The following is a 15,114-nucleotide window of genomic DNA, read 5'->3' as shown; positions in this document are numbered from 1 at the left end:
AGGTTGTGAACGACTATTGTGTGGCGAGGGAGCTTGCTCCCGCTGGGTTGCGAAGCAGCCCCCTGGTTTGCCTGACACACCGCAAGGGGCCGCTACGCGCCCCAGCGGGAGCAAGCTCCCTCGCCACACAAAAACTCTGATCCCTTCACTGATTGCGTGCCGTATTTAATTTTTCAATACCCCCTGCCAGTTTTCAGTTTGCCCATGACAGGCCGCCCCAGCCTAAATGCCCTTTTGTCCAGCAAAGGCGGCTCCATGGAAAACATTCGAACCTCAACCACCCACGCCATCTGGCTGATGGTCAGCATCGTCTTGGTGGCGCTGAACCTGCGACCCTCAATGGCGGCGGTCGGGCCCTTGTTGTCGGCCATTCGCGGCGAGGTGCCCTTGAGTTTCAGTACCGCCTCGCTGCTGACCATGTTGCCCGTCATGGCGATGGGCCTGGCGATGTTCCTGGGCATGCGCATCGCCCTACGCATCGGAGAACACCGCACCATCGTGCTGTCGCTGTTGATCATTGGCGTCGCCACGGCCTCGCGCTTGTACCTGGACAGCGCCGCCGGGTTGATCGCCAGTGCGATCGTCGCCGGGCTTGGGATCGCCTTGATCCAGGCGGTGATGCCGGCACTGATCAAGTCACGCTTCGCCGACAACGTCTCGCTGTTCATGGGCTTGTACGTCACCTCCATCATGGGCGGGGCGGCGATTGCCGCATCGTTTTCACCCTTTGTCCTGACGCAGACCGGCAGTTGGCGCGTCGGCCTGGCGATCTGGGCATTGTTGGCGCTGGTCGCCCTGGGCTGCTGGTACGCCCAGCGTTCGAACATCACGCCCTTGCCCGAAGCAGCGTCCCGGCATCACGAAGCGTTTTCCCGCAACGCCCGGGCCTGGCTCCTGGCGATTTTCTTTGGCCTGGGCACTGCTTCCTACACCTGCGTGCTGGCCTGGCTGGCGCCGTACTACGTGGAAAAGGGCTGGAGCGAACAGCACGCTGGCCTGCTGCTGGGGTTCCTCACGGCAATGGAAGTGTTATCCGGCCTGGTCACTCCGGCTATTGCCAACCGCAGCCGGGATAAACGCCTGGTCCTGAGCGTCCTGCTGGCCCTGATCATCGGCGGCTTCTGCGGCCTGATCCTCAGTCCGGAACGCTTCAGCCTGCTCTGGGCCTGCCTGCTGGGGCTGGGTATCGGCGGCCTATTCCCCATGAGCCTGATCGTATCCCTCGACCACCTGGACAACCCACGCCGGGCCGGTGGCCTTACCGCGTTCGTGCAGGGTGTCGGCTATCTCATCGCCGGCCTCTCGCCATTGATTGCCGGGATGATCCGCGACCAGTTGGGGAGTTTTGAGTGGGCCTGGTGGTCGCTCACGGCGGTCATGGCGTTGATGATGGTGATGGTATTGCGGTTTGACCCAAAGGGTTATGGGCGACATATCCGCTAACGCTCCTACTTTGTCCCGGGAAAAAAACGACTGCTGTACTCTCCCAAGGCTCGGATTTTCTCGTTGGTATCGTTCGAGAAGCGCAGTTGCAAGGGATCTTCGTCAACAACGGAAGTCGCTGCCGTGTAGGACAGCAGGTAACTGGATAGGCCACTCTTCCAGGCGAGGATACCGATCGCCTTGGTCAGCTCGTTCAGGTTCAGCGGCAGCGCATCTTCAATGGTGAACAAACCGATACCGTAATTGGGGTCGAACAACACCAGCTTGTCCCCGCCTCGGATGATGTAGCCAATATGGTTGGTCAGCCATTTGGAGTTTTTCAAGTAGGACGCATAACCCAGCACTGGAAACCATCCCGACAAGCTCAGGAGAACTTTACAGCCTCGCACTTCAAACTGGGATTTATGCAGCTCACCGCAGACGTCACGGGTTTGCTGGTATCGGCCCAGGACGGCCTGCAGCGTTTCGGCCGTGTTGAGGTTGGAATTGATCTTCAGCAACGCCGCCTTGGCTTTTACAAAAGCGACATGTTCGACCCAGTGCCCAAAATCGGGTTGCCCTTCCACGTCATAGGAGCCCACGGCAATGCCGACCGTGGCGGTTACCCCGGCACACCATCCGCCCTTGATATCAGCCTTGATATCCTTGCCCTGATCGAATGGAGCAAACTGGGTAATTCGCAGCTTCATGTCGAATCCTCCTTGATCGAACCTCTCGCGCCTTATCACGAGGTGCACGCTGCGCTTGAACAAGGAGCGGGCTTCAACAGTCTAGGAGCTGAGGCCATATTTTCCAGGGTCAGTGGTGTAATCCCCAAGGACTGGTGCCACACCGGCCATATTCGGGATTCGTCCGGCCACTTTCTCGCAGGCAAAAAAAAATCCGGAAATCCTCACTTTCGTGGGCCTTCCAGACTTTTAAAACTGCAAAAAATGGTGGGTCGTGTGGGATTCGAACCTACGACCAATTGGTTAAAAGCCAACTGCTCTACCAACTGAGCTAACGACCCGCTGTGTGGTGGCGCGTATAATACTGATTTCTAAGGACTATTCAACACCTAATTTGAAATAAATCAAAAATAACGGGTTGGATCGCTCACACCCGCCGCGGCAAAGCCTTCCGCGCGCAGGCGGCAGCTGTCGCACTTGCCGCAAGCACGGCCCTGATCGTCGGCCTGATAGCAGGAAACAGTGAGCCCGTAGTCCACGCCAAGCTTCACACCGGCCTTGACGATGTCGGCCTTGCTGAGATTCTGCAACGGTGCCTGGATGCGGAAACCCTGCCCTTCTACACCGGCCTTGGTCGCCAGGTTCGCCATGCGCTCGAAGGCTTCGACGAACTCCGGGCGGCAATCCGGGTAACCGGAGTAATCCACAGCATTGACGCCGATGAAAATATCACGGGCGCCCAGCACTTCGGCCCAGCCCAATGCCAAGGACAGGAATACGGTGTTACGCGCCGGCACATAGGTCACCGGGATGCCTTCGCTAGGCGCCTCCGGCACGTCGATGGAGCTGTCGGTCAAGGCCGAGCCACCCATGCCGTTGAGGTTCAGGCCGATCACTTTGTGTTCCACCACGCCCAGGTCCCGGACCACTCGCTCGGCCGCGTGCAGTTCTGCGCGGTGGCGCTGACCATAATCGAAACTCATGGTGTAGCAGCGGTAACCCTCGGCACGGGCCATGGCCACGACGGTGGCCGAATCCAGGCCGCCGGACAACAGGATGACCGCACGTTTTTCGGCAATGTTCGAATGTTCAGTCATATCAGCGCCCCGGCTCGTCGTTCCAAAGATATTTATGCAGCTGCAGTTGCAGGCGCACCGGCAGGTTATCCGCCACCACCCAGTCCGCCAGGTCCCGAGCGCTCAAATCGTGATGGCTCGGCGACAACAACACTTCGCCGGCCCGTTGGTCGAGCCCGTACTGGATCAGCTTGGACACGGCCCAGTCGTAATCTTCCCGTGAACAGATCACGAATTTGACCTGATCGTTGGGGGTCAGCAACTCGATATTCTCGTAACGGTTACGGTGCGCTTCCTTGGAGCCTGGAGTCTTCAGGTCCACGACGCGACTGACGCGCGGGTCGACAGCCGAGATATCCAAGGCGCCGCTGGTTTCCAGGGAAACCTCGTAACCGGCATCACACAACTGCTTGAGCAAGGGGATGGCGTTGGGTTGCGCCAAGGGCTCGCCGCCCGTGACACAGACATAACGCGGACGATAACTGGCCACTTGCTCCAGGATATCGTCGAGGGTTCGCACAGTGCCGCCGCTGAACGCGTAGGCACTGTCGCAGTATTGGCAACGCAACGGGCAACCGGTGAGGCGCACAAATACTGTGGGCAGCCCAGCCGTCCGCGTTTCACCCTGCAACGAGTGAAAAACTTCGGTGATTCTCAATGTGTCTTGCATAGTCGCCACGGGCGTAACAGCTAAACAGGCTGTCCGCCTCCGTCAGGCACTTCAAGGAACCCCGCCAACGCGCAGATCCCAAAAAGCGTGTTTCATAAAAAGGGCGTGAATTCTAACGAAAAAACCCGCGACAGGCGCGGGTTTCTTCAAAACAGGTCAAGCCAGCTTACATGCGTTGCAGATCACGCTGGGCCAACTGGGCGGCGGATGTCCCCGGAAATTGGGCCACCACCTGCTGCAGAATGCCTTTTACCTTGTCGGTGTGACCGAGGCGGCGCTCTACATCAGCCAGCTTGTACAGCGAATCCGGCACCTTGGCGTGCTTGGGATACAGTTGCGAAACCTTGGCGAATGCCTGGCCGGCACCTTGCAGGTCGCCTTTGGCCAGGTTCACTTCGCCCAACCAGTATTGGGCATTGCCCGCGTACTGACTGTTTGGGTATTTGCGCAGGAAAGCGGCAAAAGCCTGGCTGGCCTTGTCGAAATCCTTGGCCTTGATCAAGTCGAAGGCAGCATCGTAATAGAGCTTTTCCTTCGCCGGATCAGCCGGCTCGCCACCGGCGGCAGGTGCTGCGGGAGCGCCTGCCCCCGCGCCTGCGGCTGCGCCGGGGGCGTTCAAGTCGCCACCGGCAGGAGAATTCTCAGGAGTCGCGGCAGGTGCAGGTGCAACGCCGGTTCCTATGCGCCGATCAAGATCCTGGTATCGCTCCAGGTTTTCCTGCTTCATGCGCGAAATATCATTTTGCAGTTCTTCGATCACACCCTGTTGGCGCGAGATCTGATCCTGCATTTGCTGCAGTTGGTTGAACAGCTGGCCCTGTGCCGAGACAGGGGCCGAAACCCCTCCCCCGGCATAGGCGCCGTTCGTACCGTAACCCGCAGGCGGATAGCTACTCCCGCTATTGTTATAGCCGGCATCGTTATCGACCACAGGAACCGCAGCCCACGCCGCAAGCGGCGCAAGGCTGAGAGCCAGAACAGTTACAGCACGACGGCACGTTCGCATGACGAATTACTTACGCAGTTCGACGCGACGGTTTTGAGCCCAGGACTGCTCGTCGTTGCCGGTAGCAACTGGACGCTCTTCGCCGTAGGAAACCAGTTCCAGCTGAGCTGGGGAAACACCTTGCAGTACCAGGTAGCGCTGAACGGCTTTCGCACGACGCTCGCCCAGTGCCATGTTGTACTCACGAGTACCACGTTCGTCGGTGTTGCCTTCCAGAACAACGCGAGCGCCGTTTGCTTTCAGGTCCTTGGCGTGAACGTCCAGAGCGCGCATGGCTTCTGGCTTCAGGTCCGAGCTGTCGTATTCGAAGTAGAAGGTGGTGATTGCGCGCAGAGCAGCTTCTTCGCTCAGGGAGCCGTCAACTGCACCGGTGTTAGCGCCGTAACCAGCGTTTGGATCAACAGCGCCTTCACCGGCATTGTCGCCGCCTTTGGACGAGCAACCTACAGCTACAGCCATGGCCAGAGCCAGCGCAGCAAATTTACCAAACTTCAGCATTTCCATCGTGAAACTCCTAATGAACCCCAGTGTGTTAAGTAAAACGTATAGCGCCGCGTCAGTTCAGGTAAGGGGACCAGGACGGTTCTCTGACTTCGCCTTGAGCGGTAGGAAGCGGGAGCCTCACGCGTCCATTAATGGACACGAGCATCAAGACTCCCCGGCCCTGCTGGCGGGTGGCGTAGATTACCATGGTGCCGTTGGGCGCAACAGTGGGTGACTCGTCCAGAGTGCTATCAGTGAGGATTTTTACGCTACCGCGCTGCAAATCCTGGGCCGCCACCTTGAAATTAGTGAAACCATCCTGGCGATGGATCATCACCAGGGTCTTTTCATCTGCCGACAGCTTCGGGTTGGCGTTGTAGTTACCGACGAACGTCACGCGTTCGGCACCGCCGCCACCCGCACTGGTCTTGTAGATCTGTGGCTTGCCGCCACGGTCGGAGGTGAAGTAGATGGTCGAGCCATCCTTGCCCCAGAACGGTTCGGTGTTGATGCCCGGGCCATTGGTGACGCGGGAGATCGAACGCGAAGCCAGGTTCATCACATAAATGTCCGGGTTACCGTCCTTGGACAGTACGAACGCCAGCCGCGAGCCGTCCGGCGACCAGGCTGGCGCACCGTTCAGGCCTTCGAAGTTGGTGATCTGCTCACGACGACCGGTGTCGATGTGCTGCACGAAAATGCGCGGACGCTTCTGCTCGAACGAGACATAGGCGATGCGCTTGCCATCGGGGGCGAAGCGCGGCGACAGGATCGGCTCGCGCGATTGCAGCAGTGTCACCGCACGGGCGCCGTCATAGTCGGAGCGCTGCAGGGTGTAGCGGGTGTTGTTCTCGGAGAAGCGCTCGGCCGTCACGTAGAGCATGCGAGTGGAGAACGCGCCCTTGATGCCGGTAAGTTTCTCGAACGACTGGTCGGCGATGTAGTGCGCCATGTCACGCAATTGATCGACGCTGCCCGACACGCTGCCGGTCAGCACTTGCTGTTCGGTGGCGACGTTGAACAGGGCGTACTGCACCTGCAGGCGACCGCCAGCCGGAACGATGCTGCCGACCATGATGTACTGGGCGCCCAGGGCCTTCCAGTCACGGTAGATGACTTCGCTGGCCTGGGTTGGCAGGCTGATCATGTTCTGCTTCGGAATCGGCGCGTAGTAACCCGAGTTGCGCAGGTCGTTGCCGATGATTTCCGCCATGTCGTCCGGCAGGACGTTACCGCCCTGCCAGCCGAACGGTACGACGGCAATCGGGGTCGCCCGGTCGCTGCCGCTGGTGACCAGGATGTTCTTTTCCTCTGCTACCGCTATCCCTGCCAGGCAGCAGATAACGACCAGCATTGATCGAAGAAGGTTTCTCACAAGGCTAGATCCTCAGGTGTGAATGTCATCTTGAATGAACGATAGGGAGCAAAGTCGCTCGGTTTCATTCCTTGCATTTCCGTCAATCGCCCAATGTTCTTGACCGCTGCGACCGCCGAAGCGTCGAACGGACCGTCACCACTGGACTTGGCGACGCTGACCGAGGTAACCGTACCGTCGGGCAACATGCCGATTTGCAATACGACCGTCATGCCTTTGCGCGCCGAAGGTGGACGAGCCCAGCCTTCTGCCGCTCGTGCGCGAATCAAGTCATCGTAGCTGCCGGCGACTTCATCGCCCTGCTCATCAGCCAATGCCTGCTGGCGCTCCGGCGTGTCGGAAAGCAAATCTGCCAAGGCCTGGGCCTTTTTGTCTTCGGCGGATTTACGCGCTGCGTCCTGGGCCTTTTTCTTGGCGGCGTCGGCGGCGGCTTTCTTCTTCGCGTCTTCGGCGACTTTCTTTTTCGCCTCTTCAGCTTCAGCTTTCTTCTTGGCGTCTTCGGCGGCTTTTTTCTTCGCGTCCTCGACGATCTTTTTCTTCGCTTCTTCAGCGGCCGCTTTCTTGGCCTCTTCTTCAGCGGCTTTCTTGGCTTCTTCTTCGGCTTTCTTCTTGGCTATATCAGCCAATTGTTTCTCTTCTGCCTTTTTGGCCTCGGCTTTCTTCGCTTCGTCGGCTTTCTTGGCTTCGTCAGCCTTTTTCGCCTCGTCCGCTTTTTTCGCCTCATCGGCCTTCTTGGCTTCCTCGGCCTTTTGAGCCGTTTCCTCTTTCTTTTGTTCCGCGGCCTTTATCGCTTCCTGCTCGACCTTCTTCTGTTCCATTTGCTCGACTTCAGTCTGGCGCGCGGCGGACTTCTTCGCCTCACCGGCAAGCTTCTGGTTCGTCTGGGTCGTCGCCTGGCTTTTCGACTTGAGCTGGTACAACGTCGCCTGCACGATCGGCTTGGCCGGTGGCAACTCCGGAGTCATGGCAAAACTGACGAACAGCATGCCGAACACCAGCACATGCAGGCCGATGGCCAGGACACTGGGCCAGAAGTAGCTTTCCGAGGCGGACGGCTCTCGCTGTTGCTGCATCAGGGCGCCTCAGTGATCAAGCCAACATTACCGACCCCGGCTTTCTGCAGGCCGCCCATGGCCCCCATCACGGCACCGTAGTCGACGGTCTTGTCGCCGCGAATGAAGACTTGCGTGCGCTTGCCGGCATCGTTGCCGACACGAATGATCTTGGTCACCGCATCGGTCATCTGCGGCAACGTCATGGCCCGGTCCTGCTGCTTCTCGGTGTCCACTTCGCTGCCAAGGTTCCAGTAGTAGGTCTTGTCAGCCTTGATCGAAATGGTCAGGACCTGGGTGTTGTTGTCCTGCGGCAAGGCTTCGCTGGAAACCTTGGGCAGATCGACCTTCACGCCCTGATTGAGCATCGGCGCGGTCACCATGAAGATGACCAGCAGCACCAACATCACGTCGATGTAGGGCACCACGTTCATCTCGGCGACCGGCTTGCGCTTTTTTCGGGCTCGAGCGATTAAAGCCATTGGGAAATACCTGCTTATTCTTCGCTGGTGTGCACTTTACGGTGCAGGATCGCCTGGAATTCATCGGCGAAGGTGTAGTAACGGCCGGTCAGCATTTCGCTGCGGGCAGCGAAGCGGTTGTAGGCGATAACGGCCGGGATGGCCGCGAACAGACCGATGGCGGTGGCGATCAGTGCCTCGGCGATACCCGGGGCCACGGTGGCGAGGGTCGCTTGCTGGGCGGAAGCCAGGCCACGGAAGGAGTTCATGATCCCCCACACGGTACCGAACAGACCGATGTACGGGCTGACCGAACCAACGGTGGCCAGGAACGACAGGCCCTGTTCGAGCTTCTCTTCCTCGCGGGAAATGGCGACGCGCATGGCACGGGCCACACCTTCCATCACCGCCTCAGGGTCGACGCCCGGCTGCTGGCGCAGGCGAGAGAACTCCTTGAAGCCGGCACGGAAGATCTGCTCGACGCCCGAGTCCGGGTCAGGGTTGCTACCGGCCTGGCGATAGAGCTTGGACAGGTCGATGCCGGACCAGAAACGCTCCTCGAAGCTCTCCAGGGCACGACGACCGGCGCGCAGCATGTTGCTGCGCTGAAAGATCATGATCCATGAGGTCACCGATGCGGCTACCAGGGTCAGCATTACCAGTTGCACCACGACGCTGGCATTGCTGACCAGGCTCCACATGGAGGAATGGTCGACGACGTTAGCTTCCACGCTTTATCTCCTGCTCTGAGTGTGTACCCGCGCCGCTCACGCCGGCAAAGGCCGCGCGTAGAGCTTCGGGAATGGCCCGGGGTTTCAAACTATGGGTGCGCACACAGGCCACCAAAAACTGCCCTTCACAGAGCAGCACGTTATCCGTAGCCCGCCTGACCTGCTGCTTGAAACGCAGGCTGACACGGTTCAATTCGATGACATCGGCACTTACCAGCAACTCGTCGTCCAGTCGCGCCGGCGCGTGGTAGCGCGCTTCGCTGGAATGCACGACGAATAACAGGTCCTCCCCTGCCAGCGCGGATTGGGCAAAACCCAGTTCCCGCAGCCGTTCGGTTCGAGCCCGTTCCATAAACTTGAGGTAATTGACGTAGTAGACGATGCCGCCAGCATCGGTGTCCTCGTAATAAACGCGACAGCGATGTGCGAACGACTCCAGCCCGTTTTGCGCGCGCATACTCTAGTGCTTACTCCTCAGGTTGCCAATCGGCCAGGCAACTGTTTTTTCATTCTCGAACGCATTGACGCTCCAGGCGTCGTCTGGGACAGCACGAACTGGAAAAAAGTCGGCGTACAGAGCTCGTTCAATCGTCCACGGCATCGAGGAATTCGTCTACCACCGGCATCTCGCCCATTCGTGTCGGGATGTTTAAGCCAAAGTGCAGATAAGCATGGCGGGTCACCACGCGCCCACGAGGCGTGCGCATGATGTAGCCCTGTTGGATCAGGTACGGTTCCAGCACATCTTCAATGGTGTGGCGCTCTTCGCTGATGGCCGCCGCCAGGCTGTCCACGCCCACCGGGCCACCGTCGAACTTCTCGATCATGGTCAGCAGCAGGCGCCGGTCCTGGTGGTCGAAACCACGCTCGTCGATGTCCAGCAGGTTCAACGCCAGGTCGGCAATCGGCTTGGTGATGTGGCCCTTGGCCCGGACTTCGGCAAAATCCCGCACCCTGCGCAGCAGGCGGTTGGCGATCCGCGGCGTGCCCCGGGCACGCCGGGCGATCTCATACGCACCGTCCGGGTCCAGCGGCAACCCGAGGATGCCCGCCGAGCGGCTGACAATCGTCGCCAGGTCGGCGTTGTTGTAGAACTCCAGGCGCTGGACGATACCGAAGCGGTCGCGCAACGGGTTGGTCAGCATGCCTGCGCGAGTGGTAGCGCCCACCAGGGTGAAGGGCGGCAGGTCCAACTTGATGGAGCGTGCCGCCGGCCCTTCGCCGATCATGATGTCGAGCTGGAAGTCTTCCATGGCCGGGTACAGCACTTCCTCGACGATCGGCGACAGCCGATGGATTTCGTCGATGAACAGCACATCATGGGGCTCAAGGTTGGTCAGCAGCGCCGCCAGGTCACCCGGCCGCTCGAGGACCGGCCCGGACGTGCTCTTGATCGAGACGCCCATTTCCTGGGCAATGATGTTGGCCAGGGTGGTCTTGCCCAGGCCCGGCGGGCCGAAGATCAAAGTGTGGTCCAGCGACTCGCTGCGCCCACGGGCGGCCTGGATGAACAACTCCATCTGCTCGCGCACGGTCGGTTGACCGATGTAGTCGGCCAGGCTGACAGGACGAATCGCGCGGTCCTGGATTTCCTCGCGGTCACGGGGCGCGCCCGTGGCGGCGATCAGGCGGTCAGCTTCAATCACTTAAATCATTCCCTTCAGGGCACGACGAATCATGTCTTCAGTGCTCAGGCCTTTTTCCTTGATAGCGGAAATCGCCTTGCTGGCTTCCTGCGGCTTGTAGCCCAGGGAGATCAGCGCGGTGACTGCATCGTTTTCGGCGCTGACCGCAGGCGCAGGCGCATCCGGCTGGTTCGGCACCAGGGCGAACATCGCCGGCACCGCCTCCCAGGCCTTGAAGCGGTCCTTGAGTTCGACCAGCAGGCGCTCGGCGGTTTTCTTGCCCACACCCGGCACCTTGGTCAGGGCCGAGGTGTCCTGGGACTGCACACAACGCACCAATTCATCGACTTCCAGGCTCGACATCAAGGCCAGGGCCAGTTTCGGGCCGACGCCATTGAGACGGATCAGTTCGCGGAAGAAATCCCGCTCGCGCTTGCCGACGAAGCCATAGAGTAACTGCGCATCCTCGCGCACGACCAAATGGGTGTGCAGGGTCAGCGGCTCGCCGACCGACGGCAAGCGATACAGCGTGGTCATGGGCACTTCCAGCTCATAGCCCAGGCCGTTTACATCCAGAATCAGGTGCGGCGGCTGTTTTTCAGCCAGGGTGCCGCGCAAGCGTCCAATCACGTTTCAGATCCTTGGGTGTTGGCCAGCCTGCCGGCTGGCGAGTAACAGCCCGGGCAGGAAGGCCGACGACACAGGCGCAAGATGCTCGGGCTCACGAAAGATTGCGCTGATGCTATCAGAGACGCAGGCGCCCGCCACGACTGCGTGCGGTTCCCAGGCCGTGAGGCAACAGGCTGGAACGGGTATGGGCATGGCAAATGGCAATGGCCAGGGCGTCCGAGGCATCGATCTGCGGCTTGCTGACCAGTTTCAACAGGTGCATCACCATCATTTGCACCTGCTCCTTGTTCGCCGCCCCGGTTCCGACGACCGCCTGCTTGACCTGGGTCGCGGTGTACTCGGCGATCTCCAGGTTTTCCTCGGCGCCAGCAACGATTGCCGCGCCCCGGGCCTGCCCCAGTTTCAAGGCCGAGTCGGCGTTGCGCGCCATGAAAACCTTTTCGATGCCCATGGTCACCGGGCCGTAGGTCTGGATAACTTCGCGAACGCCGCGATAAACGATCTGCAAGCGCTCGTGCAGTTCACCCGCCCCGGTGCGGATGCAACCGGACGCGACGTACACGCAGCCGCGCCCGGTATCGCGAACCACACCGTAGCCGGTGATGCGCGAACCAGGGTCGATACCAAGGATTAAAGTCATAGCGCCTGCGAAAGGTAATGCGGTTACAAGAGGATACAGCTCATCAAGGGCTTGCAGTGGATCCGTGGCGAGGGAGCTTGCTCCCGCTGGGCTGCGCAGCAGACCTTTTTGGGAGCGCTTCGCACTCCAGCGGGAGCAAGCTCCCTCGCCACAATGATTTCAAACAAGCCTTGAGTGCCCGTCAGCCCAGCTGTTCAGCCACCGACTCCGGAATATCGGCATTGGAATAAACGTTCTGCACGTCATCCAGGTCTTCCAGCATGTCGATCAGCTTGAGCACCTTCTCGGCCCCTTCCAGGTCCAGTTCGGCACTTGTGGTCGGCTGCATGACGATCTCTGCGTCGGCGGGCTTGAAGCCGGCCGCCTCCAGGGCGTTGCGCACGGCATAGAAGCTGGCGAACGACGTGAACACGTCGAACGAACCGTCTTCATGACTGACCACGTCATCGGCGTCAGCCTCCAGGGCCGCTTCCGTCAGGGCATCTTCATCGAGGCCCGGCGCGAAGCTGATCTGCCCCTTGCGCTCGAACAGATAGGCCACCGAGCCGTCGGTGCCCAGGTTGCCACCGCATTTGCTGAACGCGTGACGCACGGCGGCGGCAGTACGGTTGCGGTTGTCGGTCATGCATTCGACCATCACCGCCACGCCGCCCGGGCCATAACCTTCGTAGGTCAGCTCTTCAACGTTGTCGGCCTCGGTCGCACCCGCGCCACGGGCGATGGCCCGGTCGATGATGTCGCGGCTCATGTTGGCACCCAGCGCCTTGTCCAGGGCCAGGCGCAAGCGCGGGTTGGAACCGGGGTCGCCGCCACCCTGGCGGGCCGCGACCGTCAGTTCACGGATCCACTTGGTGAAGATCTTGCCTCTCTTGGCATCCTGACGTTCTTTGCGGTGCTTGATGTTCGCCCACTTGGAATGACCTGCCATAACTCGCTCCGTTTCTCTTTGGAACATTGCCCGCCCTGCGCGTACGCAGTGGCCGGCAATCAGAAATATCGACCCCAATGAAAAGGCGCATCCGAAGATGCGCCCTCTCAGGTGCCAGCCTTACTCAGCCTTTGGCTGTTCACGCAGACGAATGTGCAACTCGCGCAATGCCTTGGCATCCACCACACCCGGCGCCTGGGTCATGACATCGGCCGCGCTCTGGGTTTTCGGGAACGCGATCACTTCACGAATCGACTGGGCGCCGGTCATCAGCATCACCAGGCGGTCCAGGCCGAAGGCCAGGCCACCGTGGGGCGGTGCACCGTACTTCAGGGCGTCGAGCAGGAAGCCGAACTTCTCTTCCTGCTCGGCTTCGTCGATGCCCAGCAGGCGGAACACTGCCTGTTGCATTTCCTTGCGATGGATACGGATCGAACCGCCACCCAGCTCGGTGCCGTTCAGGACCATGTCGTAAGCGCGCGACAGTGCGGTGGCCGGGTTGGCCTCCAACTCTTGTGGCGAGCACTTCGGCGCGGTGAACGGGTGGTGCAGCGCCGAGAAACTGCCGTCGTCGTTTTCTTCGAACATCGGGAAGTCAACGACCCACATTGGCGCCCACTCGCAAGTCAGCAGCTTCAGGTCGTGACCCAGCTTGATGCGCAGCGCGCCCAAGGCTTCGCTGACGATCTTGGCCTTGTCGGCGCCGAAGAACACGATGTCGCCGTCAACCGCGCCCACGCGATCGAGGATCACATTGAGGTTGGCTTCAGGGATGTTTTTCACGATCGGCGATTGCAGGCCATCAACACCCGCGGCGCGCTCGTTGACCTTGATGTAGGCCAGGCCCTTGGCACCGTAGATGCCGACGAACTTGGTGTAGTCGTCGATCTGCTTGCGCGGCATGCTGGCCCCGCCAGGAACGCGCAGGGCCGCGATACGGCATTTCGGGTCGTTGGCCGGACCGCTGAACACCTTGAACTCGACTTCCTTGAGCTGGTCAGCCACATCCACCAGTTCCAGCGGGTTACGCAGGTCCGGCTTGTCGGAACCGTAGCGGCGCATGGCCTCTTCGAAGGTCATGTGCGGGAACTCGCCGAATTCCAGGCCCAGCACTTCCTTGAACAGGTTGCGAATCATGCCTTCGGTCAGGCCCATGATGTCTTTTTCGTCGAGGAAGCTGGTCTCGATGTCGATCTGAGTGAACTCAGGCTGACGGTCGGCACGCAGGTCTTCGTCGCGGAAGCACTTGGCGATCTGGTAGTAGCGATCGAACCCGGCCACCATCAGCAGTTGCTTGAACAGCTGTGGCGATTGCGGCAAGGCGAAGAAGCTGCCGGGGTGGGTACGGCTCGGCACCAGGTAGTCGCGGGCGCCTTCCGGCGTGGCGCGGGTCAGGATCGGCGTCTCGACATCGAGGAAGCCGTTCTCGTCCAGGTAACGACGGATGCTGGTGGTCATGCGCGAACGCAGGCGCAGCTTCTCGGCCATCTCCGGGCGACGCAGGTCGATGAAGCGGTAGCGCAGGCGGGTTTCTTCGCCCACGTCGGAGTATTCGTTGAGTGGGAACGGCGGGGTTTCCGATTCGTTGAGCACTTCCAGCTCGTAACCCAGCACTTCGATCATGCCCGACGCCATGTTGGCGTTGCCGGCACCGGCCGGACGCAGGCGCACCTTGCCGGTGATCTTGACCACGTATTCACTGCGCACGCGGTCGGCGGTGGCGAAGGTGTCAGCGCGGTCCGGATCGAACACCACCTGGGCCAGGCCTTCACGATCACGGATATCGAGGAAAATCACCCCGCCATGGTCACGGCGACGATGGACCCATCCGCAAAGAGTAACTTCCTGACCTTCCAGGCTTTCGTTCAGTTGGCCGCAATAATGGCTGCGCATCATGGTAGTGGTTTCACTTCTCGTAATTCGAAATTCGGTTGGAGGACCTGCCCGTGCAAGCACTCGCGCGTGTTCAACTCAATCAGCTTTGTCGCCACCGGCCAAATTCTTCTTGGCGCCGGTCTTGAAGTCGGTTTCATACCAGCCTGTGCCGCCGAGGCGGAAACCAGGCATGGACAGCATCTTTTTCAGTTCTGGCGCCTGGCAGGCAGGGCAGTCGACCAGCGGTGCCGCGCTGATCTTTTGAATGGCTTCCATCTGATGACCACAGGAAGCACATTGATAGTCGTACATCGGCATGGGGTTGTCTCGGCGATCAGGTTACTCGCGCAAAGGCTGGGCTTTGCGGCAAAGAGCGGGATTATATCCATTAAATGCGGCCTGTGCAGCCGTAAGACCGCACAGGCCGTTTGCAGTCCGACTCAGTCATCGA

17 protein-coding genes and 1 tRNA gene are annotated in these 15,114 nt (G+C 60.2%); 1 reads left to right on the top strand and 17 read right to left on the bottom strand.

Annotation, left to right across the window (positions count from 1 at the left end):
- Positions 1-255 precede the first annotated feature (255 nt).
- Positions 256-1,443: a cyanate transporter gene (locus V7773_RS12740; protein WP_072348915.1), complete on the top strand. Its 1,188-nt coding sequence runs from the start codon at positions 256-258 to the stop codon at positions 1,441-1,443.
- A 5-nt stretch (positions 1,444-1,448) separates the two neighbouring features.
- On the opposite strand, the gene V7773_RS12735 is transcribed toward V7773_RS12740, so the two are convergent.
- From V7773_RS12735 to V7773_RS12655, 17 genes are all read right to left on the bottom strand, one after another.
- Positions 1,449-2,132, bottom strand: coding sequence for a hypothetical protein (locus V7773_RS12735; protein ID WP_336073679.1), 684 nt, complete (start codon positions 2,130-2,132; stop codon positions 1,449-1,451).
- A 244-nt stretch (positions 2,133-2,376) separates the two neighbouring features.
- Positions 2,377-2,452 (bottom strand) — tRNA-Lys (locus tag V7773_RS12730).
- A 63-nt stretch (positions 2,453-2,515) separates the two neighbouring features.
- Positions 2,516-3,190, bottom strand: a complete 675-nt coding sequence (gene queC / locus V7773_RS12725; RefSeq protein ID WP_336073722.1) for a 7-cyano-7-deazaguanine synthase QueC — start codon at positions 3,188-3,190, stop codon at positions 2,516-2,518.
- Between the two features lie 19 nt (positions 3,191-3,209).
- The gene (queE, locus tag V7773_RS12720; protein WP_072348921.1) at positions 3,210-3,857 is read right to left on the bottom strand and encodes a 7-carboxy-7-deazaguanine synthase QueE; all 648 of its coding nucleotides are present in this window, start codon (positions 3,855-3,857) and stop codon (positions 3,210-3,212) included.
- Between the two features lie 166 nt (positions 3,858-4,023).
- On the bottom strand, positions 4,024-4,863 hold the full coding sequence (gene ybgF, locus V7773_RS12715) for a tol-pal system protein YbgF (protein ID WP_336073676.1): 840 nt from the start codon (positions 4,861-4,863) through the stop codon (positions 4,024-4,026).
- A 6-nt stretch (positions 4,864-4,869) separates the two neighbouring features.
- Complete coding sequence (gene pal / locus V7773_RS12710; RefSeq protein WP_003178634.1) at positions 4,870-5,367, bottom strand: peptidoglycan-associated lipoprotein Pal; 498 nt, start codon at positions 5,365-5,367, stop codon at positions 4,870-4,872.
- Positions 5,368-5,419: 52 nt separating this feature from the next.
- Positions 5,420-6,721, bottom strand: coding sequence for a Tol-Pal system beta propeller repeat protein TolB (gene tolB, locus V7773_RS12705; protein ID WP_063324614.1), 1,302 nt, complete (start codon positions 6,719-6,721; stop codon positions 5,420-5,422).
- Positions 6,718-7,794, bottom strand: a complete 1,077-nt coding sequence (gene tolA, locus V7773_RS12700) for a cell envelope integrity protein TolA (RefSeq protein WP_336073661.1) — start codon at positions 7,792-7,794, stop codon at positions 6,718-6,720. The genes tolB and tolA overlap by 4 nt, the downstream gene beginning before the upstream one ends.
- Complete coding sequence (gene tolR / locus V7773_RS12695; RefSeq protein WP_161798348.1) at positions 7,794-8,246, bottom strand: protein TolR; 453 nt, start codon at positions 8,244-8,246, stop codon at positions 7,794-7,796. Before tolR ends, tolA begins: the two co-directional genes overlap by 1 nt.
- 23 nt (positions 8,247-8,269) lie before the next feature.
- Positions 8,270-8,965 carry a protein TolQ gene (tolQ, locus tag V7773_RS12690; RefSeq protein WP_014339916.1) on the bottom strand — a complete coding sequence of 232 codons (696 nt, stop codon included), beginning with the start codon at positions 8,963-8,965 and terminating at the stop codon, positions 8,270-8,272.
- A complete protein-coding gene (ybgC, locus tag V7773_RS12685; protein ID WP_025215227.1) occupies positions 8,955-9,422 on the bottom strand; it encodes a tol-pal system-associated acyl-CoA thioesterase in 468 nt (155 codons plus the stop codon). The genes tolQ and ybgC overlap by 11 nt, the downstream gene beginning before the upstream one ends.
- Positions 9,423-9,549: 127 nt before the next feature.
- On the bottom strand, positions 9,550-10,611 hold the full coding sequence (gene ruvB / locus V7773_RS12680) for a Holliday junction branch migration DNA helicase RuvB (protein WP_003178599.1): 1,062 nt from the start codon (positions 10,609-10,611) through the stop codon (positions 9,550-9,552).
- Positions 10,612-11,220 carry a Holliday junction branch migration protein RuvA gene (ruvA, locus tag V7773_RS12675; RefSeq protein ID WP_058542614.1) on the bottom strand — a complete coding sequence of 203 codons (609 nt, stop codon included), beginning with the start codon at positions 11,218-11,220 and terminating at the stop codon, positions 10,612-10,614. It lies immediately after the preceding gene.
- A gap of 115 nt (positions 11,221-11,335) precedes the next feature.
- Complete coding sequence (ruvC, locus tag V7773_RS12670; protein WP_063324612.1) at positions 11,336-11,860, bottom strand: crossover junction endodeoxyribonuclease RuvC; 525 nt, start codon at positions 11,858-11,860, stop codon at positions 11,336-11,338.
- 181 nt (positions 11,861-12,041) lie between these two features.
- Positions 12,042-12,788: a YebC/PmpR family DNA-binding transcriptional regulator gene (locus V7773_RS12665; RefSeq protein ID WP_018614256.1), complete on the bottom strand. Its 747-nt coding sequence runs from the start codon at positions 12,786-12,788 to the stop codon at positions 12,042-12,044.
- A 120-nt stretch (positions 12,789-12,908) separates the two neighbouring features.
- On the bottom strand, positions 12,909-14,684 hold the full coding sequence (gene aspS, locus V7773_RS12660; protein WP_092145114.1) for an aspartate--tRNA ligase: 1,776 nt from the start codon (positions 14,682-14,684) through the stop codon (positions 12,909-12,911).
- Between the two features lie 75 nt (positions 14,685-14,759).
- The gene (locus tag V7773_RS12655) at positions 14,760-14,981 is read right to left on the bottom strand and encodes an FmdB family zinc ribbon protein (RefSeq protein ID WP_003178589.1); all 222 of its coding nucleotides are present in this window, start codon (positions 14,979-14,981) and stop codon (positions 14,760-14,762) included.
- Between the last annotated feature and the right edge of the window lie 133 nt (positions 14,982-15,114).

The sequence above is a fragment of the Pseudomonas sp. 3JA genome, from assembly GCF_036961705.1.
In the GTDB taxonomy this organism is placed as follows: Bacteria; Pseudomonadota; Gammaproteobacteria; order Pseudomonadales; family Pseudomonadaceae; genus Aquipseudomonas; species Aquipseudomonas fluorescens_Q.
The sequence above is the reverse complement of the archived record's forward strand: the minus strand, read 5'-3'. Positions and strand labels throughout refer to the sequence as shown.